Annotated in this window: 20 protein-coding genes, 1 tRNA gene and 1 pseudogene; 13 read left to right on the top strand and 9 right to left on the bottom strand. The window is 68.3% G+C overall.

Features of this window, described 5'->3' with window-relative positions; genetic code table 11:
* Positions 1-240: 240 nt before the first annotated feature.
* From RJ03_RS21330 to RJ03_RS21315, 4 genes are all read left to right on the top strand, one after another.
* Positions 241-855: a TetR/AcrR family transcriptional regulator gene (locus tag RJ03_RS21330; protein WP_051025005.1), complete on the top strand. Its 615-nt coding sequence runs from the start codon at positions 241-243 to the stop codon at positions 853-855.
* A gap of 216 nt (positions 856-1,071) precedes the next feature.
* Positions 1,072-1,719: a TetR family transcriptional regulator gene (locus tag RJ03_RS21325; protein ID WP_036505157.1), complete on the top strand. Its 648-nt coding sequence runs from the start codon at positions 1,072-1,074 to the stop codon at positions 1,717-1,719.
* A gap of 245 nt (positions 1,720-1,964) precedes the next feature.
* Positions 1,965-5,579, top strand: coding sequence for a transcription-repair coupling factor (mfd, locus tag RJ03_RS21320; RefSeq protein WP_051025003.1), 3,615 nt, complete (start codon positions 1,965-1,967; stop codon positions 5,577-5,579).
* 95 nt (positions 5,580-5,674) lie between these two features.
* Positions 5,675-6,343, top strand: coding sequence for a nucleoside triphosphate pyrophosphohydrolase (locus RJ03_RS21315; protein ID WP_083871239.1), 669 nt, complete (start codon positions 5,675-5,677; stop codon positions 6,341-6,343).
* A gap of 34 nt (positions 6,344-6,377) precedes the next feature.
* Here the strand turns inward: RJ03_RS21315 and RJ03_RS21310 are convergent, their stop codons facing one another.
* The 7 genes from RJ03_RS21310 to RJ03_RS21280 form a co-directional block, all read right to left on the bottom strand.
* Complete coding sequence (locus RJ03_RS21310) at positions 6,378-6,677, bottom strand: MTH1187 family thiamine-binding protein (protein ID WP_036505153.1); 300 nt, start codon at positions 6,675-6,677, stop codon at positions 6,378-6,380.
* A 5-nt stretch (positions 6,678-6,682) separates the two neighbouring features.
* Positions 6,683-7,159 carry a pyridoxamine 5'-phosphate oxidase family protein gene (locus RJ03_RS21305; RefSeq protein WP_036505151.1) on the bottom strand — a complete coding sequence of 159 codons (477 nt, stop codon included), beginning with the start codon at positions 7,157-7,159 and terminating at the stop codon, positions 6,683-6,685.
* A 133-nt stretch (positions 7,160-7,292) separates the two neighbouring features.
* On the bottom strand, positions 7,293-8,687 hold the full coding sequence (locus RJ03_RS21300) for an MATE family efflux transporter (RefSeq protein WP_036505149.1): 1,395 nt from the start codon (positions 8,685-8,687) through the stop codon (positions 7,293-7,295).
* 25 nt (positions 8,688-8,712) lie between these two features.
* On the bottom strand, positions 8,713-9,759 hold the full coding sequence (locus RJ03_RS21295; RefSeq protein ID WP_036505148.1) for a PLP-dependent cysteine synthase family protein: 1,047 nt from the start codon (positions 9,757-9,759) through the stop codon (positions 8,713-8,715).
* Positions 9,760-9,793: 34 nt separating this feature from the next.
* The gene (locus tag RJ03_RS21290; RefSeq protein WP_063820423.1) at positions 9,794-11,170 is read right to left on the bottom strand and encodes a type III PLP-dependent enzyme domain-containing protein; all 1,377 of its coding nucleotides are present in this window, start codon (positions 11,168-11,170) and stop codon (positions 9,794-9,796) included.
* Between the two features lie 127 nt (positions 11,171-11,297).
* A complete protein-coding gene (locus RJ03_RS21285; RefSeq protein ID WP_174372333.1) occupies positions 11,298-12,287 on the bottom strand; it encodes an ornithine cyclodeaminase family protein in 990 nt (329 codons plus the stop codon).
* A gap of 25 nt (positions 12,288-12,312) precedes the next feature.
* Positions 12,313-13,410 (bottom strand): TauD/TfdA family dioxygenase, encoded by a 1,098-nt coding sequence (locus RJ03_RS21280; protein WP_036505146.1) that lies wholly within the window; start codon positions 13,408-13,410, stop codon positions 12,313-12,315.
* Between the two features lie 225 nt (positions 13,411-13,635).
* Here RJ03_RS21280 and RJ03_RS21275 point away from each other — a divergent pair, with 225 nt between their 5' ends.
* The 7 genes from RJ03_RS21275 to RJ03_RS21245 all read left to right on the top strand — a co-directional run bounded on the left by RJ03_RS21275 (position 13,636) and on the right by RJ03_RS21245 (position 20,012).
* Positions 13,636-14,373, top strand: a complete 738-nt coding sequence (locus RJ03_RS21275) for a lytic transglycosylase domain-containing protein (protein WP_232329349.1) — start codon at positions 13,636-13,638, stop codon at positions 14,371-14,373.
* A gap of 207 nt (positions 14,374-14,580) precedes the next feature.
* Positions 14,581-15,870 (top strand): phosphopyruvate hydratase, encoded by a 1,290-nt coding sequence (gene eno, locus RJ03_RS21270; protein WP_036505145.1) that lies wholly within the window; start codon positions 14,581-14,583, stop codon positions 15,868-15,870.
* 222 nt (positions 15,871-16,092) lie between these two features.
* Positions 16,093-16,740 carry an FtsB family cell division protein gene (locus RJ03_RS21265; protein ID WP_036505231.1) on the top strand — a complete coding sequence of 216 codons (648 nt, stop codon included), beginning with the start codon at positions 16,093-16,095 and terminating at the stop codon, positions 16,738-16,740.
* Entirely contained in the window at positions 16,737-17,330 is a 594-nt protein-coding gene (locus RJ03_RS21260; protein WP_083871236.1) for a DUF501 domain-containing protein, read from the top strand. Before RJ03_RS21265 ends, RJ03_RS21260 begins: the two co-directional genes overlap by 4 nt.
* The gene (locus tag RJ03_RS21255; RefSeq protein WP_036505144.1) at positions 17,323-18,270 is read left to right on the top strand and encodes a Ppx/GppA phosphatase family protein; all 948 of its coding nucleotides are present in this window, start codon (positions 17,323-17,325) and stop codon (positions 18,268-18,270) included. The genes RJ03_RS21260 and RJ03_RS21255 overlap by 8 nt, the downstream gene beginning before the upstream one ends.
* A gap of 136 nt (positions 18,271-18,406) precedes the next feature.
* Positions 18,407-19,882: a peptide MFS transporter gene (locus RJ03_RS21250; protein WP_036505142.1), complete on the top strand. Its 1,476-nt coding sequence runs from the start codon at positions 18,407-18,409 to the stop codon at positions 19,880-19,882.
* A gap of 56 nt (positions 19,883-19,938) precedes the next feature.
* Positions 19,939-20,012, top strand: a tRNA-Leu gene (locus tag RJ03_RS21245).
* Between the two features lie 50 nt (positions 20,013-20,062).
* On the opposite strand, the gene RJ03_RS38480 is transcribed toward RJ03_RS21245, so the two are convergent.
* Positions 20,063-20,482, bottom strand: coding sequence for a hypothetical protein (locus tag RJ03_RS38480; RefSeq protein ID WP_232329347.1), 420 nt, complete (start codon positions 20,480-20,482; stop codon positions 20,063-20,065).
* A gap of 588 nt (positions 20,483-21,070) precedes the next feature.
* Between RJ03_RS38480 and RJ03_RS21230 the strand changes: the two are divergent.
* Both RJ03_RS21230 and RJ03_RS21225 read left to right on the top strand, forming a co-directional pair.
* Positions 21,071-21,774: pseudogene (locus RJ03_RS21230) on the top strand (TetR/AcrR family transcriptional regulator).
* Positions 21,771-22,271: a DUF5994 family protein gene (locus RJ03_RS21225; RefSeq protein ID WP_051024999.1), complete on the top strand. Its 501-nt coding sequence runs from the start codon at positions 21,771-21,773 to the stop codon at positions 22,269-22,271. Before RJ03_RS21230 ends, RJ03_RS21225 begins: the two are co-directional and overlap by 4 nt.
* A gap of 95 nt (positions 22,272-22,366) precedes the next feature.
* On the opposite strand, the gene RJ03_RS21220 is transcribed toward RJ03_RS21225, so the two are convergent.
* On the bottom strand, positions 22,367-22,663 hold the full coding sequence (locus RJ03_RS21220) for a hypothetical protein (protein WP_036505139.1): 297 nt from the start codon (positions 22,661-22,663) through the stop codon (positions 22,367-22,369).
* Positions 22,664-22,791 lie beyond the last annotated feature (128 nt).

The raw sequence follows: 22,791 nt of genomic DNA, 5'->3' as shown, positions 1-22,791 counted from the left end.
TCCCTGCGCGGGTCGCGGGTCGACGAGATGGCCCGGTCGCGATCGGGTAAATTTGCGCAACGCAACAATTGATTTCGAAAGCGCATGGGTAACTCGGCGGGCACGCCCTGACCTCGGGTAGTCGCCGACCGCCGGCCCGGCCGAGAAATCTCCAGGCACCTACGACCGGCAAAATACGCGGAGAGGCGGGGGAGCGGAGCGATGACTTCGGGCGACCCGATACGGGCGCCGCGTCCGCGGATGACCGGAACGCAGCGCCGGCAGCAGTTGATCGAGATCGGCCGGGCGCTGTTCGCCGAACGAGGTTACGACGCCACCTCCATCGAGGAGATCGCCCAGCGCGCCCAGGTGTCCAAACCCGTTGTGTACGAACACTTCGGCGGTAAAGAAGGCCTCTACGCGGTGGTCGTCGACCGCGAGATGTCGACGCTGCTGGACATGATCACCTCGTCGCTGACCCAGAACCGCTCCCGCGTCCGGCTGGAACAGGTCGCCCTCGCGCTGCTGACCTATATCGAGGAGCGCACCGACGGTTTCCGCATCCTGATGCGCGATCAGCCCGCCTCGGCCGCCGCCGGCACCTATTCGAGCCTGCTGAACGAGGCGGTCAACCAGGTCGCGCACATCCTCGCCGGCGATTTCGAACGCCGCGACTTCGACACCAGTCTCGCCACTCTCTACGCGCAGGCCCTGGTCGGCATGGTCGCCACCGCCGCCACCTGGTGGCTCGACGAACGGCAGCCGTCCAAGGAGGTGGTCGCCGCGCATCTGGTCAACCTGTGCTGGAACGGACTCACCCACCTCGAGGCCGATCCGCAGCTCGGCTCCGAATGGCCGAGCACGACATCCGGCTGACCGGCGGTGGCGCCGCCCGGGGGTGATAGGGGGCCGAACTGGACGGTTAGCCCATTGTTTGCGAAGGAGGCTGGTCTTAATGCTCGATTCCGCTGGCGACGGCCGGTCGGATGGTACGGTTCACCCATCCTTCAAGTGCTGTTCGAGCTGTGATGTCGGTCAACTTCGGGATATCGGTCTACTTCAGGATGGCTGGTTTGAGGACAGGCGGATCTGATGGCTAGGCAAGCGCGTGCGGAAATCACCCGCGATTCGGTGCTGGCAGGCGCGGCCGACGTCTTTCTGCGACTCGGTTACGCGAATGCGAGCCTCAGCGAGATCATCTCGCAATCCAACGTCACCAAGGGCGCACTGTACTTCCACTTCGGATCCAAGGAAGAACTGGCGCGCGCTGTGGTCGACCAGGGCAACGAACGACTGCGCGGCGCCTGTCAGGGCTTCTTCGACCCGCGCGTACCCGCACTCGAAGCCGCCATCGGCATCACCTACGTCGTCGCCGACCTGACCATGAACGATCCGATGGTCGGCGCGATGCTCAAACTCACCCACCAGATCGGCGACTACCGCGGCGCCTCGGGCGAGAACATCACCAAGACCTGGGGCGAAACCCAGATCCTGCTCGCCGAGCGGGCCATCGCGCAGGGCGACCTCAAACCCGACCTCGACCCCGAAACCATCGGTCTTCTCCTGCAGGAGATGACCTCCGGAGTCCACATCACCGCCGTCGGCACCGAATCCATCGACCAGATGGCGGTGCGCATGGAACGCATGTGGTATTTCCTGCTGCCCTCGATCGTGCCGGACGAGAAGGTGGCCTATTTCCGGGAGTTCGCCGCGCGGCGGTTGCGCAGGTACGTGCCGTAACCGGTCGCATGGCCGGACGAGCGGTACCTGTGAACGCCACCGCGCGCGTCTGCGAGATGTACGCCTCGGTGGGTTCTCGGCCGCCTCGATTTCGGACTGACGGAGCGAGGGAGCGCAGCGACTGAGCGGAGGAGGAAAAATCGAGGCTTAAGGGCCGAGAACCCCGCCGGAGCGGAGCGGAGGCCGAAAACATAGACTCGATTGGTCGCTCTGAATCGCCGATCTGTGCAGCGGGAGTTTCTTTCATGCCGAGCCATCGCCCACCTCTTGCGGGACTGGCCGAGGTGGCCGGTGCCGATGCCGCGCTGAGCCAGGTTCGGGAACTGATCGGGCGCTCCTCGGTGCACCTGGTCGCGCCGTCGGCGATCCGGCCGTTCGTGGCGGCGACCGTCGCGGCGGCGCGGCCGCTGGTGGTGGTGACCGCCACCGGGCGCGAGGCCGACGATCTGACCGTCGAGTTGAGCGAGATCATCGGCGATCGGGTCGCGCTGTTCCCGTCCTGGGAGACGCTGCCGCACGAGCGGCTGTCGCCCAGTGCCGACACCGTGGGCCGCCGGTTGCAGGTGCTGCGGCGGCTGGCGCATCCGGAGGATCCGGGTCATCCGGAACCGCTGCAGGTGGTGGTGACCACGGTCCGGTCGCTGATGCAGCCGATGGCCCCGGGACTGGGTGAGATCGAACCCATCGTGCTGCGCGTCGGTGCCGAATTCGATTTCGACGAATTGACCACGCGGCTGGTCGAATTCGCCTACGAGCGCGCCGATATGGTCGGCAAGCGCGGCGAATTCGCGGTGCGCGGCGGCATTCTCGACATCTTTCCGCCCACCGCCGATCATCCGGTGCGCGTGGAATTCTGGGGCGACGAGATCAGTGAACTGCGCGCGTTCTCCGTCGCCGATCAGCGTTCGCTCACCGAGGTCGAGGTGGATCTCGTGGTGGCGCAGCCCTGCCGGGAGCTGCTGCTGACCGAGGACCTGCGCGAATCGGCGGCGAAGGTGGCCGCGGACAATCCGGCCGATGCGGCGCTGGTCGAGATGCTGGAGAAGCTGGCGCAGGGCATTCCGGTGGAGGGGATGGAGGCGCTGCTGCCGGTGCTGCGCCCGGGTGAGCTGCAGTTGCTCACCGATGTGGTGCCGACGCAATCGCATGTGCTGCTGTGCGATCCGGAGAAGATCCGCACCCGCGCGGCCGATCTGGTCCGCACCGGACAGGAATTCCTCGAGGCGTCGTGGACGGCAGCATCCTTCGGCGGGGCGGCCCCCTTGGGCGCGCACGGGCTGGATCTGGCGTCCTCGGCGTATCGCGGGTTGGATGTCGTGCGGTCCGATGCCGAGGCGCGCGGGTTGCCGTGGTGGACGCTGAGCCCGCTGGCCGCCGACGATCCCGCGGAGGTCGTGCTGCCCGTGCTGTCGGCGCCGGCGGCCCGCGGCTCGGAGGAGTTGGTCGCGACCGTCTTCGCCTCGTTGCGCGCACACGTCACCACCGGTGGACGCGCGGTCATCGTGGTCGCGGGACACGGTACGGCACAACGTATTCAGGAGCGGCTAGCGGATGCCGAGGTTCCGGCCGCGGCGCTCGAGCCGGGCGCCGAACCGGTGCGTGGGCTGGTCGGTGTGCTGTGCGGTTCACTACACGACGGCATCGTGTTCGACGACGCGAAACTGGTCGTCATCGCCGAATCCGATCTGACCGGCAACCGCGTCACCGCGCCCGGTGAGGGCAAGAAACTTCCCGCTCGCCGGCGCAATCAGGTCGATCCGCTGGCGTTGAGTTCCGGCGATATGGTCGTGCACGATCAGCACGGCATCGGCCGGTTCGTCGAGATGATCGAACGCACCGTCGGTGGTGCGCGACGCGAATACCTGGTCATCGAGTACGCGCCCAGTAAGCGCGGTCAGCCCGGCGACCGGTTGTACGTCCCGATGGACTCGCTCGACCAGCTCTCCCGCTACGTGGGCGGGGAGATGCCGAGTCTGTCCAAACTCGGCGGATCCGACTGGGCGAATACGAAACGCAAGGCGCGCAAGGCCGTTCGCGAGATCGCCACCGAACTCGTGCAGTTGTACGCCGCGCGCCAGGCCGCGCCCGGCCACGCGTTCGCCTCCGATACGCCGTGGCAGCAGGAGATGGAGGACGCGTTCGCGTTCACCGAGACCCACGATCAGCTCACCGCCATCGCCGAGGTGAAGGCCGATATGGAACGCCCGGTGCCGATGGACCGGGTGATCTGCGGCGACGTCGGTTACGGCAAGACCGAGATCGCGGTGCGGGCGGCGTTCAAGGCGGTTCAGGACGGTAAGCAGGTCGCGGTGCTGGTGCCGACTACGCTGCTGGCACAGCAACATCTGCAGACCTTCACCGAACGCGTCGCCGGATTCCCGGTCACGGTGAAGGGCCTGTCGCGCTTCACCGATCCGGCCGAATCGCGCGAGGTGATCGACGGTATGGCCACCGGTGAGGTCGACATCGTGGTCGGTACGCACCGGCTGCTGCAGACCGGTCTGCGGTGGAAGGAACTCGGCCTCGTGATCATCGACGAGGAACAGCGGTTCGGCGTCGAGCACAAGGAACACATCAAGGCGCTGCGCACCCACGTCGACGTGCTGACCATGTCGGCCACCCCGATTCCGCGCACCCTGGAGATGAGCCTGGCCGGAATCCGTGAGATGTCGACCATCCTCACCCCGCCGGAGGAGCGCCACCCGGTCCTGACCTATGTCGGCGGCTACAACGACAAACAGGTCGCCGCGGCCGTGCGCCGCGAATTACTGCGCGACGGCCAGGTCTTCTACGTGCACAACCGCGTGTCCTCGATCGACAAAGCCGCCCAGCGAATTCGCGATCTGGTGCCCGAGGCGCGGGTCGCGGTGGCGCACGGCCAGATGAACGAGGACACGCTGGAGAAGACCGTGCAGGGCTTCTGGGAGCGCGAATTCGACGTGCTGGTGTGCACCACGATCATCGAAACCGGCCTGGACATCTCCAACGCCAATACGCTGATCGTCGAACGGGCCGACACCCTGGGCCTTTCGCAGCTGCACCAGCTGCGCGGCCGGGTCGGGCGCAGCCGGGAACGCGGATACGCCTACTTCCTGTATCCGGCCGAGAAGCCGCTCACCGAAACGGCCTACGACCGCCTGGCCACCATCTCGCAGAACTCCGATCTCGGCGCGGGTATGGCCGTGGCGATGAAGGACCTCGAAATCCGTGGCGCCGGAAACGTTCTCGGCGCCGAACAGTCCGGCCATGTCGCCGGCGTCGGTTTCGATCTGTATGTGCGACTGGTCGGTGAGGCGGTGGAGGCCTATCGCGCCGCCGCCGACGGCCGCCCGATCACGACCGAGGAAGAGGTCAAGGAGGTGCGGATCGACCTGCCGGTGGATGCGCACATTCCGCCCGACTACATCGCCAGCGACCGGCTGCGGCTGGAGGCGTACCGCAAACTGGCTGCGGCACAGGATGATTCGGCGCTCGCCGCCGTGGTGGAGGAGCTCGTCGACCGGTACGGCCCGCTGCCGGTGGAGGTCGGCCGATTGGTGTCGGTCGCGAAGTTGCGACTGCTGTGCCGCGAGTACGGCATCCAGGAGGTCGGCGTCACGGGCACCACACTGAAGGTGTCGCCGCTGCAACTGCCCGATTCGAAGCAGATGCGGCTCAAGCGGCTGTATCCGAGTGCGAGCTATCGGCCCACCACCGGCATCGTGCAGCTGCCTTTGCCTCGCGTGGAGGACAGCGTGGGCGCGGCGCGGGTGCGCGATGTGCAGTTGTTGCAGTTCGTCGCCGATCTGCTGCTGGCGCTCGACGGGAAGCCGAAGGGCATGGTCGATCTCGCGGTGCGCGCGGAGGTCGCGGTCGGGTGAGCGAGGTCGGGGGCGAGCGCCCGCCGAGTGGATCCGACGACGCCGCGGCTGATTCCGCACGGGTCGCGCACGGTCTGACCGAGGCCGTCGAGGTCATGGACCGGCTGTGGAATTTCGGTGGCTGGGAGGTCACCCAGACCCACGATTCGCTGCGGCCGTATCTGCTGGAGGAGACCTACGAACTCCTCGACGCCATTCAGCACGGCGATGCGGAGACGATCAAGGAGGAACTCGGCGACCTGCTGTTACAGGTGCTGTTCCATTCCCGGATCGCCGAGGCGGCGGGCGAATTCACCGTCGACGAGGTGGCCGCCGCGCTGGTCGCGAAACTGGTGCACCGCAGTCCGCATCTGTCCGATCCGGCGGTGGACGCCGGAGCGGATGTGGCCGCGAAGGTCGCCGCGCAGGAACGAGCCTGGGAGGAACGCAAACTCACCGAGAAGGCGCGCCGCTCCTGCCTGGACGGGATCGCGATGGCGCAACCCGCGCTGGCGCTGGCGGAGAAGATTCGCTCCCGCAGCGCGAAGGCCGGGTTACCCGAGGATCTGGTTCCGGACGAGCTTCGGGTGGTTCACCTGGGCGGACCAGAAAGTGCCGAGGAACGGCTCCGCAAGGCCACGCTCGACTTCGCGGCGCGAATCCGGGCCGCCGAGGACGCGGCCGAGCGGACCCGCGGCGTACGCGGACCGCTGGGTCCCGACGAGTGGCGCGCCCACTGGGAAACCTTCGCCGACTCGTCGGGGGACCGGCAGCGCCGCCCGTGAGATCGCGCCCGGTCGGCTCGCCCGTGCCGGGTCGTCAGGACCCTTCCGCGAGATAGCGTTCGACGGTCTCGACCTTCGACGTCAGGGCGCCGGTGACGCCGGGACGGATATCGGCCTTGATCACCAGGCTGCAGCGCGGCGCGACCGCGAGGACGGCGTCGGAGGCCTGTTTGATCACCCCCATCACCTCGTCCCATTCGCCCTCGAGTGTGGTGAACATGGCGTTGGTTTCGTTCGGCAGCCCGCTGGCGCGGACGATGCGGACGGCTTCGGCGACGGCGCGTCCCACATCGGCGCCGGTGCCGAGCGGGGTGACCGAGAAGGCGGCGATCATGGGCGTCAATTCTTCGCGTCGACCATCTCCTGCAGGGTGGCGACACGCGAGCGGAGGTATTCGAGTTCCGGTTCGTCGAGGACCGTGCGCTGAATGCCCGCTTCGACCTCGAACGCGCCCTGGCGGTGGTCGTCGATCACCTCGACATCGATGGCGACGGCCACGTAGTCCTCCGCGCCGGGCATCGGATCGGCGATGACGCGCGCGCGACCGCGGGCGCACAGTGCCACATTGCCGCCACCGAGGATCAGCAGCGCGACATCGGGACGTTTGCGCAGCCGCGCCAGCGAACCGCGATCGAACTTGAGGCTCAACAGGATTCGCCGATCGTCGGCACGCACCGGCCAGCTCACGGGTATCGCGTGCGGCGACGGATCGGTGGTCACCAGGACGGCGATGGTGTCCAGCGGCCAGGTCGGCAGGACGTCCAGTTCGGGATGCTCGGTCGCGGGCTGTTGACGTTCTCCGGCACCGGCTACCATCTCGTCACCTCACGGTCGGCTCACGCGGCGGCGTCGGCCGCGACTGGCACCCCAGTGTAAACCGTTGTGCCGCTTACATGCTGGGGTGCGAGCCGCCGATGTGAACTCCGCTGGTGGTAGGGATGCGGACGGTTCAGTTGAGGCTGTCGGCCAATTGGCGGGGTTCGGCGGCCCGTCGGTGGTGCAGCAGCGAGAAATAACGCCGCAACATCAGCGCGGCCGTCGCGGCCAGGCCCGCGGTCAGACCCCACCAGACACCGCTCGCCTCCAGTCCCAGCGGGAAGGCGAGCAGCAAGGCGGTCGGCAGACCGACGATCCAATAACCCACCAGCGACAACCGGAAACCGGCCCGGGTGTCCTCGAGCCCCCGCAGCAGCCCGTTGCCGATGTTCTGCGCGGCATCGAAGAACTGCAGGACGACGGCGATCAGCAGCAGGCTGTGCGCGAGCTCGACGGTGGCGCCGTCGCGACCGGCGAGGAACGGACGCAGCACCAGATCGGGCGCCGCGACGTACAGCACGCCGACGACCGCACCCACCACGGCCGCCTGCCGCAACGCCAGCCAGGCCAGGTTCTGGGCGCGGCGGAACTCCTCGCGGGCCGCGGCCCGGCTCACCAGGATCGAGACCCCGTGCGAGAGCCCCACCGCCACCTGGAACACGATGTAGACGAGCTGATACACCACGTTGTGCGCGGCCAGCGCCGCCGGGCCGAGTGTGCCCATCGCCAGGGCCAGCACCGAGAACATGCCGGCCTCGGAGCCGTAGGTGAGCGCGATCGGCGCGCCGAGCCGTAGCTCCGCGGTGACCGTTCGCCGGCGTACCGGCCACATCCGCACCGGCAGCGTCGGTCCCAGCGCCGCGTCGCGACGCACCATCACCCAGAACACCGCGAAGGTGACGAGGAAGACGACCGAGGACGCCACGCCGACCCCGGTCAGGCCCAGGGCGGGCAGTCCGGCCCAGCCGTGGATCAGTGCCAGCGCGACCACCGCGTTCACGGCCACCGAGCCGAGCGTCACCACCAGCAGCGCCTGTGGCCGTTGCATGCCGACGGTGTATTGCCGTAGCACCTGGAACCACAGGCAGGGCAGCAGACCCGGGGCGAGCGCCACCATCATCGGCCGCGCTTCGGCCAGCACCGTGGCGTCCTGGCCGAGCCATTGCAGCGACCAGCCCAGGCCGACCAGGATCAGACCGCCGAGCACCCCCGCGGCCGTGGCGATGAGGAAGCTCGATCGGACCACATCGCGGATCTCGTGTTCGGGGTCGCGACGCTGCTTCTCGGCCCGGCTCACCACGGTTGCCACCTGATTGCCGCTGGCGGTGATCAATCCGACGCACATGGTGCGGATCTGGTTGAACAGCACCAGCGCCAGCCCGCCGGCCGCCACCTGGTCGACGCCGAGACTGCCCATCAGCGCGATATTGGTGGTGGAGATCGCGACCTGTGCCAGTTGGGTCAGCGCGATGGGCGTCGCGAGCGCCGTCAGCCGGCGCCCGTCGCCGCGGGGTGCGGCGGCGGTCATGCCCGAGCCTCCGTGGCGGCCGGATTCATCGGGCCCCCACCAGATTTCGTGTCTCGGACACCGTCGGGGCTGCGGGTGCGTGGCGCTCCAGCAGGTCGGTGACCGCGTGCTCGGCGGTGCGGTCGAGCAGATCGCGGTCGCTCATCCATTCGTCGTCGAAGACCGTGTCGAGATATTTCTCCCCGCCGTCGCAGACGATGGTGACGATCGTCGAGCCCGGTTCGAATTCCTCGAGCCGTTGCAGCGCCACGTACACCGACCCGCCCGCCGACCCGCCGATCATCAGACCGGAACGCTGCGCGACCGCGCGGGCGGTGGCGAAGGCGTCCACATCCGAGACGGTGACTCCCTCGTCCAGCAGTGAGTAGTCCACGGCCGTACCGACGGTCGCGCCGGGCGGGGTGCCGGTGCCCGACTGCCAGTACGGTCCGCCGGGGCCGCCGAACGCGATCGACCCGACCGGTTCCACGCCGATCACCCGCGCGGGATGGCCCAGATCGCGCAGCCGCCGCGCTGTGCCGAACAGCGATCCGCCGGTGCCGACCGCGGAGAGCAGGATGTCGACATGACCGAGATCGGCCAGCAACTCCTCCGCGACCGCGTAGTAGCCGACCGGATTGGCCTCGTTGTTGTGCTGTTCGGTGAAGTAGGCGTCCGGCCGCGCGGCCGCCATCGCCTCGGCCAGGTCCTCCCGGGCGGACGTGGCCAGGCTGTCGTCGCCCTCGGCGGCGACGTAGACGAGGTCGGCACCCATGGCTCGCATCGCGCGCAGTTTGTCCTTACAGGCGTGGTGGTCCACGACCGCGGTGAATCGATAGCCGCGTTCGGCCGCGACCACCGCCAGTCCCAGTCCGGTATTCCCGGATGTGGACTCGATAATATGCCCGCCATCTCTCAGCAAACCTCGGCGTTCGGCATCGAGCACCATTTCGCGGGCCATCCGGATCTTCGCCGCGCCGGTCGGATTGAACTGTTCGAGTTTGAGTAGTAGCCGGGTGCCGCCCTCGGTGACGGCCAGCTCGAACAGGGGAGTGTTTCCGATCAGGTCCGTCACGCGGGTGACGATCGGCATGCGAGTCTCCTCGAGAGTGTGATGGGAAGGGGAGTCAGCGTTCGAGCGTCCAGCGCAGCCGCGGTGGCCGCGCCGGATCCGCGTCCGGGCTGCTCGACAGCAGCACCTTCGGCGGGAGGGGGAGATCGTGGAACGACGATTCGTTCGAATCCATCTGATATCCGGCGGTATTCGGATAGACGAGCAGATCGTTGACGACCGCCGGACGCGGCAGTGGAATGCGCCGCCAGCTCAGCATGTCCGATTCCAGGCAGGTCGCCGCGCCGACACAGGCCGGGGTCATCGCACCCGGTCGCGTCGGCCACAGCAGCGGATCGGGCAGGTATTCACTGTCGAACCACTGCTCGGACAGGCTCAGGCTGGTGCCGTCGACGGTGAGCAGCTGGTAGGGAAGTGACTGTGCCGTGCGAGTTTTCACGCCTTGCACGCGGAACACCGTGCTTCCGGCGCGGTCCAGCAGCGCGCGCCCGGGTTCGATCGCGAGCCGGATGGCTTGGGCGCGTACGACTTTCGCCAGGTCGTCGTGGTCGAGGACGGCGGCCAGCGCGGCCGGTCCGGCGGGACGCTGGTGGTAGGGATAGTACGAATCGAAGGTCTTGTCCGCGTGGAACCAGTGCGGACCGTGGCCCTCGGTGAAGGCGCGCCAGGCGGTATCCGGCAGATAGTCCACGCCGAATCCGCCGCCGATGGAGAGGGTGGTGACTGGATGTCCGAGGGCGCGGGCGTGCAGGCACCGGTCGACCAGCGCCGCCGCGAGTTCCGAGCGGGCGATCGGGTCGTAGCCGGACAGGTGGAAGCTGAAGCCCTCCACCTTGATCGGCGCCGGATCGGTGCGGTGCAGGACCGTGTCGAGCTCGATGTCGGTCATGCCGAATCGGCTGGTCGATTCCGGCGGGAGTACCCGCAGCAGCACGCGGGCGGTGGCGCCGAGGCCGGCGAGCCGGTCGAGTTCGCCCGGTTCGTCGATGGCGATCAGGGCGCCGTGCCGGGTGGCCAGCCACAGCAGTTCATCGGATTTGGCCGGACCGGTCACCACCAGATCGTGGCCCCGGATACCGTGCGCCAGAGCCGAACTCAGCTCGCCGACGCTGGCGACATCGGCGCCGGCGCCGTGTTCGGCGCAGACCCGCACCACGGCTGCGGACTTGTTGGCCTTCTTGCCGTAGTAGATCGCGCCGTCGACGCCGTGGCGGCGGAACTGGTCACGGAAGCCGTCGATATTCACGCCCACTCGCTCCGGGTACAGCAGGTGGAACGGGCCGCCGACCGCGTAGGCGATGTCGTCGAGCAGATGGGTATCGGCGAGCAGGCGGCGCTCCCATTCGTCCCGGTGTGCCGGGAGGGGAGGCGCCGTGATCGAGGCGGAATTCGGCGCATCGTCGGGCGCTCGCGTAGTCCGGCTCGCGGTCACAGCGTCGTCTCCGACCGGCCCGCACGCGGTGCCACGCGCCGGCCCGCGCTCGGTGTCGCGGGCGGCCGGATCGTCGTCCGGTTCGCGGTCGGCCGGGAGCGCGCGGCGCCGGGAAAGTGCGCCCCGGTCAGTCCCACAGCGGCACCTCCGTGCCCCGGCCCTCGGCGATAGCGCGTTCGGCCAGCGCGTGCGCGACGGCGATATCGGTGAGGACCAGGCCGCTGTTGTAGACGAACAGCCGTTCCTCGGCGCTGGTGCGCGCGGTCGCGCGGCGGCCCAGAATCGCCGGCAGTTCGGCGTCGACCGAGCGCAGCCGCCCGTCCGGTCCCGCCATATCGGTGCCGGTCAGCGCCATCTGCTCGGCGCTGGTGGCGACCACGCGATCGGCGCCGGTGAGCGTCGAGGGGGCCAGTCCGTAACCGACCAGCACCGCCACCGAACCCGGTGCCAGATCATCGGATTCGAGGGCGACCTGTGTGCCGGGTCCGGCGGTCGCGAGCACCACATCGGCCGTCGCCGCCGCGGCCCGCGGATCGTCGACCACGTCCAGATCCAGGTGCGGAGCGTGCGCGCGCAAGTGAGTGCCCACCGCTTCCAGGCCCTCGGGATGGGTGCCGTACACCATCAGCCGGTTCAACTGCGGGTTCGCGGCGAGCAAGTGCGGCAACGCGTTTCGGCCCTGGGTACCGGTGCCGATCAGCAGCACGCTGCGCGCGCCCGGCCGCACCGTCTCACGCACCAGCAGCGCCGACACCGCCGGCGTGCGCAGTGCACCCACCCGCGCGCAGTCCATCATGGCGATCGGGGTGCCCGTGGCGTCGTCGTAGAGGGTGATGGTGGTGTAGTAGCGCTTGGTGCTGCGGTCGTGGCTCGGATCGAATTTGTACGAGGTCTTCATCGCCACCACCCGGCGGCGCCCGTCGCGCCCCAGCATCGCGTACGCCACCGACCAGCCGTCCGGATGCGCCACACTGAGCTTGCGGGGGTTGTCCGAATCACCCTGCGCCAGGGCCAGATAGGCGTCCTCGACGGCGCGCACCACCTCGTTGGGGGCGATCGGGACATCGGCGAGATCGCTGCGGCTGAGTACGCGCAAGGGGGTGGGGCGGCTGCTCACTGCGTTCCTCGGTTCACTGGTAGGTTCATCGGTGCGAAATCATCGGTGCCACAACGGAATCGGGCGCAAACGGCCGCACCGTCCGCTGCCCGTATCCGCTTTCGCCGGTTTCGGCCGGTGCGCGGCGGCGTGCCAGCCGGATGTTGACCCGTTTGAGCCAGCGGTCGGTCCCGTCGTAACGGGGCGTGAACGGAACCCGGCCGTGCACGACGACATCATTGTCCATCAGCAGCAACTCGCCGGGCTCCAACACCGCACGGTGACAGACTCGTTCCAATTCCGCACCCAGATGGGCGTAGGCGCAACGGTATTCGGGGGCGGCCTCGTCGAGCGGGGTGTAGGCGGGGTCGTAGCGCAGGGTCGGCCCACCGTCACCGGTGGCGACGGTGGCCACGGGAGCGGGGCGATGCCCGCTGAAATCCTCGCCGTAGGAGATGTCGGGCAGGATCGGCACCGTCGGTTCGGCGAGCAACCGCCGCCGGTCCGCGTCCAGGTTCACCCGGCGGACCGAGGACACCGTGGTGCCCACCCGATCGGGATTGCGCAGACAGCCGAGCAGCAGCAGATGCGCGCGTTCGGGATGGAAGGCGTCCTCGGTGTGCGGGCTCAGCAGGGTGGTGCTGCTGGCGCCGGACTGTTCGTGTTCGTGGCCGGGCGTGGGCAGGATGTTGTTGACCAGCCGCCCGCCCTGCTGGCCTTGCCAGCCGAACGGTTCGCCCGCGCAGCGGGCGAGCAGTAACAGGGCGATATCCAGGCGAAACGATGCCGGACACGCCGGTTCGGCGGCATGGGTCCAATCGGGCGGTGTCGGGCCGAGTTCGTCGTCGCGCACCGGCAGGCGGCCGATGATCGTCGCGCCGGCGGCGGTGTCGGGCGGTCGCAACGCGGTCCGCACCGCCGCCGGAAGGTCGGCGGCATAGGCGTCGACGAGCCGGATCAGGGCCGGATCGGAGAGGGTGCGCCGGACCGGTACGGAACCGCCGGATGTGCGGTCGAGTGTGATCGCGATCTCTTCGGCCGAACAGAACACGGCCGCCGCGGCCTCGGGTGGAAGCGTACGGCGGTCGATCGGTTCGGTTTCTTCGTGCTGGGGTGTCTTACGTTCGCGGAGAACGTTTTTCACCAGGAGTTCCCTTCCTCGCAATGGGGATGAAGCAGGTGGTGAAGACTCGGACTGCGAAGTTAGTCGCTCCGTTGATCTTAAGCAAGGCTTACCTAAAGTGCGCCATTGGACATAGCGTTTCGGTATCGAACGGTTGCCGGGAAAGGTAGCTGATCGTATGCGGAGTCGGATGGAGCGCACCGTCACGATGCGTGCCATCCGCGCGCGAATCTGGATGATGGAGAGGTGCGTTCGACCATCCCCGGATTCCGGCCCCTCGCGTTCGCCGCTGCCGCGGCGGTCGCACTGCTGTCCGGATGTGCGGGAACCGATAACCTGCCCCCGATTCCGGACGGTTTCCCGCCCGGCGCGGGCAGCCCGGTTCCGCTGATCGACCTCGATGCGCCCGGCCGTAGTGCCGAACAGTTGCGTGGCTGGGCAGAAGGGCAGTCGGACGCGCTCGGCATCCCCACGGTCGCGCTCGAGGCCTACGGATACGCGGCCGAGGTCATGGACCGATCGCGTCCCGACTGCGGCATCGGCTGGACCACGATCGCGGGCATCGCGCGGGTGGAGAGCAAGCACGGCCGCCACGGCGGTTCCGACCTGGATGCCGACGGTGAGGTCCGCCCGCCCATCCGCGGCATCCCCTTGGACGGATCACCCGGTGTCGCAAGGATTCTCGACGACGCGGCCACCGCCCGCGCCGGCGCTCCGGTCTACGTGCGCGCCGAGGGGCCGTTCCAATTCCTGCCCGAAACCTGGCAGCACTGGGGTGTGGATGCCAACGGGGACGGCCGCGCGGATCCGGACAGCATCGACGACGCCTCGCTGACCGCCGCGCGCTACCTGTGCGCCAGCGGGGGCGATCTGCGCACCCCCGAGGGGTGGCAGAAGGCGGTGCTGACCTACAACCAGTCCACCACCTATATGGCGACCGTGCGGACGAAGGCGGCGGCGTACAGCGTCGGCCGCCGCGCCTGAGACCCACCCCGCTGCCACGCACATGCTTCGGCGCCGCCGCAATTCGTTGCGCGCGCGAACGACCGCGACCGCGCGCCCACCTGTGTCGTGCGATCCGGACCGCACCCATTAGGCTCGCAGACGCACGGGCCCGCCGTGCGACCTGCTCATGGACGGCGGTGGGCAGGGCCCTGAATTGATCGCCAGCAGCCGAAGGAGTGTCGTTTCGTGGCCATCATCGAACAGGTCGGAGCTCGCGAGATCCTGGATTCGCGCGGTAACCCCACCGTCGAGGTCGAGATCGCTCTCGACGACGGCACACTGACCCGCGCGGCGGTGCCGTCCGGCGCCTCCACCGGCGAGCACGAGGCCGTGGAGCTGCGCGACGGCGGCGACCGCTACGGCGGCAAGGGTGTCCGCAAAGCTGTCGAGGGCGTGCTGGACGAGATCGCACCGGCCGTGATCGGCCTGGACGCGGTCGAGCAGCGCACCGTCGACCAGGTGCTGCTGGATCTGGACGGCACCCCGGACAAGTCCCGCCTCGGCGCCAACGCGCTGCTGGGTGTGTCGCTGGCGGTGGCCCGCTCGGCTGCCGAGTCCTCGGGGTTGGAGCTGTTCCGCTACCTGGGCGGCCCGAACGCGCATGTGCTGCCGGTGCCGATGATGAACATCCTCAACGGTGGCGCCCACGCCGACACCAGTGTCGACGTGCAGGAATTCATGATCGCCCCGATCGGCGCGCCGACCTTCCGCGAGGCGCTGCGCTGGGGTGCGGAGGTCTACCACGCCCTCAAGGCCGAGCTGAAGACCAAGGGCCTGTCCACCGGTCTCGGTGACGAGGGCGGTTTCGCCCCGGATCTGGCCGGCGGCACCCGCGAGGCGCTGGACCTGATCGCGTCGGCGATCGGCAAGGCCGGCTACAACCTGGGCAGCGATGTCGCGCTGGCTCTCGACGTCGCCGCGACCGAGTTCTACACCGCCGGAACGGGCTACAAGTTCGAGGGTGCCGAGCGCACCGCCGAGCAGATGGCCGAGTTCTACAACGACCTGCTGGGCGCGTACCCGCTGGTCTCGATCGAGGACCCGCTGTCGGAGGACGACTGGGACGGCTGGGTCGCGCTGACCGATCTGATCGGTGACAAGATCCAGCTGGTCGGCGACGACCTGTTCGTCACCAACCCGGAGCGGCTCGAGGACGGCATCGCCAAGGGCGCCGCCAACGCGCTGCTGGTGAAGGTCAACCAGATCGGCACCCTCACCGAGACGCTGGACGCGGTCGAACTGGCCCACCGCAACGGCTACAAGACCATGATGAGCCACCGCTCGGGCGAGACCGAGGACACCACCATCGCCGATCTGGCGGTCGCGGTCGGCAGCGGTCAGATCAAGACCGGCGCCCCCGCCCGCAGCGAACGCGTCGCCAAGTACAACCAGCTGCTGCGCATCGAGGACGCGCTCGGCGATTCGGCTCGCTACGCCGGTGACGTCGCATTCCCCCGGTTCGTCTTCGAGGGGTAGTAGCCTCGACAACGGGTGTGGCGTGCGGGGCCGGTCGATACCGCGGCCGGTCACCGCGCGAAGCCGTTGCGCGGTGCGGTCGAATCGCAGCGCCGCTGCGGCACGGATTCGCAGCGCCGCTGCGGCACGGATTCGCAGCACCGCTGCGGCACAGATTCGCAGCACCGCTGCGGCACGGATTCGCAGCACCGCTGCGGAGGCAGGCGATTTCGAGGTGTGGGGATGACGGAGCGACGGGCGCGCGGCACCAGTCCGGCAGGACGCGGTGACCGCCGCTCGACGCGGTCGCCCAGACCCGAGCGGGCCGCGAACGGCTCCGCGCGCACGTCCGCCGGCAAACGGGCCGCGCAACGTCGTCCGGCCGGCACGAGATCCGAACCGCGCACCACACGCGCGAAGTCGAAGAAGTCCGAGGATCGCCACGATCACCGGATTCTGGGCTTGTCCACCGGGCGCGCGGTCATCCTGGCCGCGGTGTTGTGCGCGCTCGCGTTGACGCTCGCCGTGCCGATGCGCACCTATTTCAGTCAGCGTTCGGAATCGGTGCAATTGGCCGAACAGCGCCGTGATCTGGAAAACGATCTGACGCGGTTGCGCGACCGCCGCGCCCAACAGGAAGATCCCGCCTACATCCGCTCCGAGGCGCGCGACCGGCTGCGGCTGGTGATGCCCGGCGACACCGCCTATATCGTGCAGGTGCCCGGTATCGAGCAGCCCGCGGTGCCGGTGCCGACGAGTCAGGCCCGCCGTCCCGATCCTTGGTACACCCAGCTGTGGCGCAGTATGTCCGAGCCGCAGTCCACCACCGAGGCGCCGCCCCCGCCGCCACCCCCGCCGCCACCACCCCCGCCCGAAGGAGAACACCGTTGACCGACCCCGCTACGCCCGAGCCCTCGTCCGGCGAGGCGCGTGCCGAGCGGGGTGCGCCCGCCGCGGCGGATCTCGAGATCGTGGCCCGTCAACTCGGCCGGGAGCCGCGCGGAGTGCTCGCGATCGCCTATCGCACACCCGACGGTCAACCGGCGGTCGTGAAGACCGCGCCGCGGCTGCCCGACGGCACGCCGTTCCCCACGCTCTACTACCTCACCGATCCGCGCTTGACCGCCGAGGCGAGCCGGCAGGAAGCCGCCGGACTGATGCGTGGCATGACCGAGCGCCTGGCCGCCGACCCGGCACTGGCCGCCGCCTACCGCGCCGCGCACGAGAGCTACCTGTCCGAGCGCGACGAAATCGAGTCGCTGGGAACGGATTTCAGCGGTGGCGGGATGCCGGAGCGGGTCAAATGCCTGCACGTGCTGATCGCGCATTCGCTGGCCAAGGGGCCGGGGCTGAACCCGCTCGGTGACGAAGCCGTCGCGCTGGCGGCCGATACCGGACTGCGCGGCACCGCGATTCCGCAGGACTGGCCGAAATACGAGCAGTACCAACCGAATGCCGACGCGGGAGCCAGTGATGAGTGATCGGGTCGCCGCCGTCGACTGCGGCACCAATTCCATCCGGCTCCTGATCGCCGACGTCGGCGCGGACGGCCACCTCACCGACGTGCACCGTGAGATGCGGATCGTGCGGCTCGGCAAGGGCGTGGACGCCACGGGGGAACTGAATCCGGAGGCGATCGAACGCACTCGCGTCGCCCTGCACGATTATGTCGACCGCATGATCGACGCCGGGGTGAGCCGGGTGCGCATGGTCGCCACCAGCGCCACCCGCGACGCACGCAATCGCGACGACTTCTTCACCATGACCGGGGTGGAACTGGGCCGCGTCGTGCCCGGCGCCCAGGCCGAGGTGATCACCGGCGACGAGGAGGCGCGGCTCTCGTTCGCGGGCGCGGTCGGCGAATTGTCCAGTGCCGAAGGGCCGTTCGTAGTCGTCGACCTCGGTGGCGGATCCACCGAGGTGGTGCTCGGGGACAGCTCCGGTGTGCAGGAGGCCTACTCGGCCGATATCGGCTGTGTGCGGATCACCGAACGCTGCCTGCACGGCAATCCGCCGACCGGCGAGGAGGTCGCGTCCGCGCGGTTCTTCGCCTCGCAGCAGCTGGCCCAGGCCTTCGGCGTGGTTCCGGTCGAGCGCGCCCGCACCTGGGTCGGCGTGGCCGGCACCATGACCACGATCGCCGCCGTCGCGCTGGACCTGCCCGAATACGATTCGGATCGGGTGCATCTGACCCGGCTCACATTCGATCAGCTCCGCGAGGTCTGCCACCGCCTGATCGGGATGAACCACGACGAACGCGCCGCCCTCGGTCCCATGCATCCGGGCCGGGTCGACGTGATCGGCGGCGGTGCGGTGATCACCGAGGTGCTGGCCGACGAACTGGCACGCCGGGCGGGGATCGCGGAGTTGATCGTGAGCGAGCACGACATTCTCGACGGTATCGCGCTGTCGATCGCCTGAGGGGCGGCCGCGCAGCGCTACCACACTGGTCCGGTCCTCAGGCGCGCTCGGAACCGTCTGACGGTGCGGCCCCGACACCCCGCGTGATCGGCGATTCCCCCGAGCGGCGTACCTCGTTGCTGGACAATTGCGTCTCATGAGCAGGGTGGAACCCGTCCCGGGAGAGCAGGCGTCGCCGGAGACGCGCACGATATTCGGCCATCCCATCGGGCTGGTCAACTTGTTCGGAGTGGAGCTGTGGGAACGGTTTTCGTTCTACGGCATGCTCACCATCCTCGGGTACTACCTGTACTACTCGGTGAACCACGGTGGGCTGGGGCTGGAGAAATCCACCGCGACGGGCATCGTCGGCGCCTACGGCGGGCTGGTGTATCTGTCGACCGTGCTCGGCGGCTGGCTGGCCGACCGGGTGCTCGGGATGGAGCGGACCGTCTTCTACGGCGGCGTCGTGGTGATGGCCGGACATATCGCGCTGGCGGTGCTGCCCGGACTGACCGGTGTCGGCGTGGGTCTGGTGCTCGTCGCGCTCGGCTCCGGCGCGTTGAAGGCCAATGCGTCCTCACTGCTGGGCACGCTCTACGAGAAGGGCGACCCGCGGGCCGACGGCGGTTTCACGCTGTTCTATCTCGGTGTGAATCTGGGCGCGTTCGTCGGTCCGCTGATCACCGGGCTGCTGCAGACCCACCTCGGATTCCACTACGGATTCGGGGCGGCGGCGGTCGGCATGGCGCTCGGACTCACGCAGTACGTGATCTTCCGGCGCAATCTGGGTACCCACGGGCGGGAAGTGCCGAACCCGTTGCCGCGCAGCCAGATCGGGAAGGTGATCGCCTTCTTGCTGGTCGTCGCGGTGGTGGTCGCCCTCGCGATGTGGACCGGGCTGGTCCGGTTGTCGAATCTGTCGTGGGTAACCACCGGCGTGATCGCGGCGGTATCGATACTCTATTTCGGATTGATGTTGACCAGTCCGAAAGTGGTTGCGGTGGAACGAGTCCGAGTGCGGGCCTTCATACCGTTGTTCATCGCCAACGCCGTGTTCTGGTCGCTGTTCCAGCAGATCTTCACGGTGCTGGCCGTCTACTCCGACGAACGGATGAACTGGACGCTGTTCGGCTGGACCGCGCCGGCGAGCTGGATCGGCTCGGAGGAACCGATCTGGGTCATCGTGCTGTCGCCCTTGTTCGCGCTCATGTGGACCCGCCTGGGCACCCGAGCCCCGACCACCCCCCGAAAGTTCGCCTACGGCGTGATGGGGATGGGCGCATCGTTCCTCCTGTTCGTCCCCCTGGCCGGCTTCGACGACGCAACCGTTCCCGCGCTGCTCGTCTTCGTCATCCTGGCCGGCTTCGCCATCTCCGAACTCCTGCTGTCCCCGATCGGCCTCGCGGTTACCACTCAGCTCGCCCCCGAGGCCTTCCGAGCCCAGATGATGGCGCTTTACTTCTTCTCCGTCGGCATCGGCACCTCGATGTCCGGCGTCCTGTCCGAGTTCTACGACACCAGCCACGAAGTCGCCTACTTCGGCATCACCGGCCTGGTCGCGATCGCAGTGGGAATCATCGTTTACTTCCTAGCCCCGCAGGTCAGCCGCCTGATGGAAGGCGTGCACTGAGCAAATCCCCGGACAATTCCGAGACGGACGTACGACTTAGGTACGCTATCCCAGCCGCCCCCGTAGCCCAATTGGCAGAGGCAGCGGACTTAAAATCCGCACAGTGTCGGTTCGAGTCCGACCGGGGGCACCGAGAAGGTGCAGGTGGATAGGGTTCGTGGCCTGCGAATCGGGCCGTGGTCAGTGAACCGCCGGGCGGCGTCCGAACATCCTTCCCATACCGCGCCGGGGGGCCAAGGTCCGGCGGCCGGGGGTGCGTTCCTCGGGGACCTCGGCAGGTTCGGTTGTCGCGCTGGTTGTGCCGGTGTGGCTGTAGTAGACGGGTGTTCCCGGCCGAGTAGACCGGAGTTCGTCGCGGGCGGCGCGTCCGCGACGGGCGGTGCGGCGGGCGCCGGCGAGTAGCAGGCCCAGCCCGGCGAGCGCGACGGCGCCGACGACCATGCCATAGAGGAACAGCACGCCGGTGGATCCGGTGACGTGATAGCCGAATACCGCGAAGTTGTCGGTCAGGAGGTGGTCGTTGCCGCTGTTGGCGAATACTCCTACGACACCGATGATTACGGCGGCGACCAGGATGACGAGTCCGAAGATGACGATCATGACGATTCCTCGAATCGGTTGGTTTGCCCGATGGTGTGCGGTTGTTCGAGCCGGTCACGCCAACTGGGGTGGGTACGGATATGTCTCGAGCCACCGGCGTTTTCGTTCAGATCCCGGCTGATCGCCGTATCCTCGCGCCGGGTGGGGTTCGGTCGGCGATCCGAATGATGTGCGTTGCAGCGTCGTCGATCGACGACGGCCGTCACGACCGCTCCGATCGCTACACCGGCGAGCAGGGGCAGGATGATGATCATCGCTTCGCGCTGCGGATGCTGTTGTCGTGCCGCGTCATTCGACGCTCCTGTCTCGGCCGCAGTGGGCCGATGCTGCGAATCAGTCGACGATGTGTCCTCGGCGCGGTCACATGCGTTGTATCGCTGACTCTTCGTTCCACTGGCGGATATGTCCGGGGCGCGGTGCGCAGTCCGTGTCGTCGTCCAGGGGGTCATCGACCGTCTTCGCCGACGATGGCGTCCCCATCGAACGGCCGAAGGCGGTCGGTCGACTCCAGCCTAGGCCCTTCTACAACGTATGTCTACGGCGTAGACTTACAGCGTAAGTATGGGGCGATGAAAGCCGGCGAAAACGATGAACGACCCGCGAGCAGGCCCCTCCGAGCGCCCGATGACCCGCGCCACGATCCTGGCCGCCGCCCTCGAGATCGTCGACCGCGACAGCGCCGGCCGGCTGTCGATGCGCCGCCTCGGTCAGGCTCTCGACCGCGATCCGATGGTGCTGTACCGCCACACCGCCTCCAAAGCGGCACTCCTCGACGGCGTCACCGAGGTCGTGCTCGACCAACTGGTCGTCGACACCGACGATCCCGACTGGCGGCGCCAAATCCGCGCTGTCGCACGTGATTTCCGGCGCTTGGCCGTGGCGCACCCCAACGTGGTACCGGTGTTGGTCACCAGGCCGCTGGTGACCCCCTTCGGGCTACGCCCCCTGGGCAGTCTCCGGCCGCTGGAACATATTCTGGAGCTGCTCGCCCGAGCCGAATCAGTGGTGCGGACGCCTTGCGTATCTCTCGCGCCCTGTTCGGATTTCTCTACGGTCACCTGCTGGATGAGTTCCAGGAGCTCATCGAGCAGCCCGGCGAAGCCACCGACCTGCTGCGGATCGGGTTGCAACGCCTACCGCCGGCCGAGTTTCCGCGGCTTCGCGGCGTCGCCTCGGACCTGGCCTCCTACGACGGTGGCACCGAGCTCGAACGGGGCCTCGACATTCTGCTCACCGGCCTCGCGGCCATCGCACCGGTCGCGCCGCGACCGAGATCGGAGAATCGACAATGATGCTGCAATCCACCTCGACCCAGCCGCGGCGCCCACCGCTGCGCCTGCGATACACGATCGACGCCGACGAATCCCGCGGCCTCGACGGGGCATGGTGGCCGTACGGGGATGATCTCGTAGCCGAACTTCCGGCTCTGCTGGCGACGTTCGAACCCGGATACGGCGCGATCCATCGCATGGTCTACTGCCTCGACGAATGGTCCGATGCCCCGAAGGCGTTCAACACCGCGGAGCATCGAGTACGGCTCGACGGCTATCGGCACCGCCCGGCGCATACGATCGGCTTGCTGGGAAGCGGGGGCCGGGCCATCGCGTTGCTGATCGTCCCGCCCCGCACGAACGCCGAACTCGCCCGCGCCGCCATGAGCGCGGCCGCCGACCCGACCTGCACCGCGACCGTCGCCGACCTCATGGCGATGACCGTACGAAGCGGTGACGCGGAAACCGATGTCCGCGAGCAGCGCTGGGAATCCGAGGGAGGCGCCGGAAGATACTGAGATCGTGACGGACGCGCGTCGGCGCGGGCCCTTCAGACAGGCACGTGAGGGCGCCCAAGGTGCTGTCGAATTGGTTGTCCAGCAGCGGTTTTCGGCTATCGGCGAGTGGCCCAGCGGGCGAAGGAGAGCCTGGGGTGGACGGTTTCCACGTCGGCGATCGTCATCAGCGCGTTCAGGGTGAGGAAGTCGAAATGTCGGGTGGACGGGGCGATTACGGCTTCGGCGCCGGTGGCGCGGACCTGGTCGGGCAGGGGGATGCGGCTGGATTCCGGAGGCCAGACCAGGCGGTAGCCGAGGCGGGTGGCCAGGCGGCGGACTTGGGCGGTGTCCCAGTCCGGGGAGGTGGATTCGGGATGGACCCAGCCGAGCGCGATCGGGTGGGCGGGCGTCACCGCTGGGAGTCCTTGCGGCGGCGTTCACCTCGCAGGGGTAGGCGCGCTAGGGCGAAGGTCAGTCCGAGCAGTGCTGCGATGAGCAGCAACAGGATCCAGTCACAGCCTTTCATAACGCACCCCTTCAT

The sequence above is a fragment of the Nocardia aobensis NBRC 100429 genome, assembly GCF_000308375.1.
Classification (GTDB): domain Bacteria; phylum Actinomycetota; class Actinomycetes; order Mycobacteriales; family Mycobacteriaceae; genus Nocardia; species Nocardia aobensis.
The sequence above is the reverse complement of the archived record's forward strand: the minus strand, read 5'-3'. Positions and strand labels throughout refer to the sequence as shown.

Coding starts and splice junctions, on each gene's coding strand:
- RJ03_RS21305 (WP_036505151.1), bottom strand. CDS start 7,159: ATGGTAGCCGGTGCCGGAGAACGTCAACAGCCCGCGACCGAGCATCCC.
- RJ03_RS21265 (WP_036505231.1), top strand. CDS start 16,093: ATGACGGAGCGACGGGCGCGCGGCACCAGTCCGGCAGGACGCGGTGAC.
- RJ03_RS21225 (WP_051024999.1), top strand. CDS start 21,771: ATGATGCTGCAATCCACCTCGACCCAGCCGCGGCGCCCACCGCTGCGC.
- mfd (WP_051025003.1), top strand. CDS start 1,965: ATGCCGAGCCATCGCCCACCTCTTGCGGGACTGGCCGAGGTGGCCGGT.
- RJ03_RS21295 (WP_036505148.1), bottom strand. CDS start 9,759: ATGCCGATCGTCACCCGCGTGACGGACCTGATCGGAAACACTCCCCTG.
- RJ03_RS21300 (WP_036505149.1), bottom strand. CDS start 8,687: ATGACCGCCGCCGCACCCCGCGGCGACGGGCGCCGGCTGACGGCGCTC.
- RJ03_RS21325 (WP_036505157.1), top strand. CDS start 1,072: ATGGCTAGGCAAGCGCGTGCGGAAATCACCCGCGATTCGGTGCTGGCA.
- RJ03_RS21330 (WP_051025005.1), top strand. CDS start 241: ATGACCGGAACGCAGCGCCGGCAGCAGTTGATCGAGATCGGCCGGGCG.
- RJ03_RS21255 (WP_036505144.1), top strand. CDS start 17,323: ATGAGTGATCGGGTCGCCGCCGTCGACTGCGGCACCAATTCCATCCGG.
- RJ03_RS21310 (WP_036505153.1), bottom strand. CDS start 6,677: ATGATCGCCGCCTTCTCGGTCACCCCGCTCGGCACCGGCGCCGATGTG.
- RJ03_RS21250 (WP_036505142.1), top strand. CDS start 18,407: ATGAGCAGGGTGGAACCCGTCCCGGGAGAGCAGGCGTCGCCGGAGACG.
- RJ03_RS21315 (WP_083871239.1), top strand. CDS start 5,675: ATGGACCGGCTGTGGAATTTCGGTGGCTGGGAGGTCACCCAGACCCAC.
- RJ03_RS38480 (WP_232329347.1), bottom strand. CDS start 20,482: ATGATCGTCATCTTCGGACTCGTCATCCTGGTCGCCGCCGTAATCATC.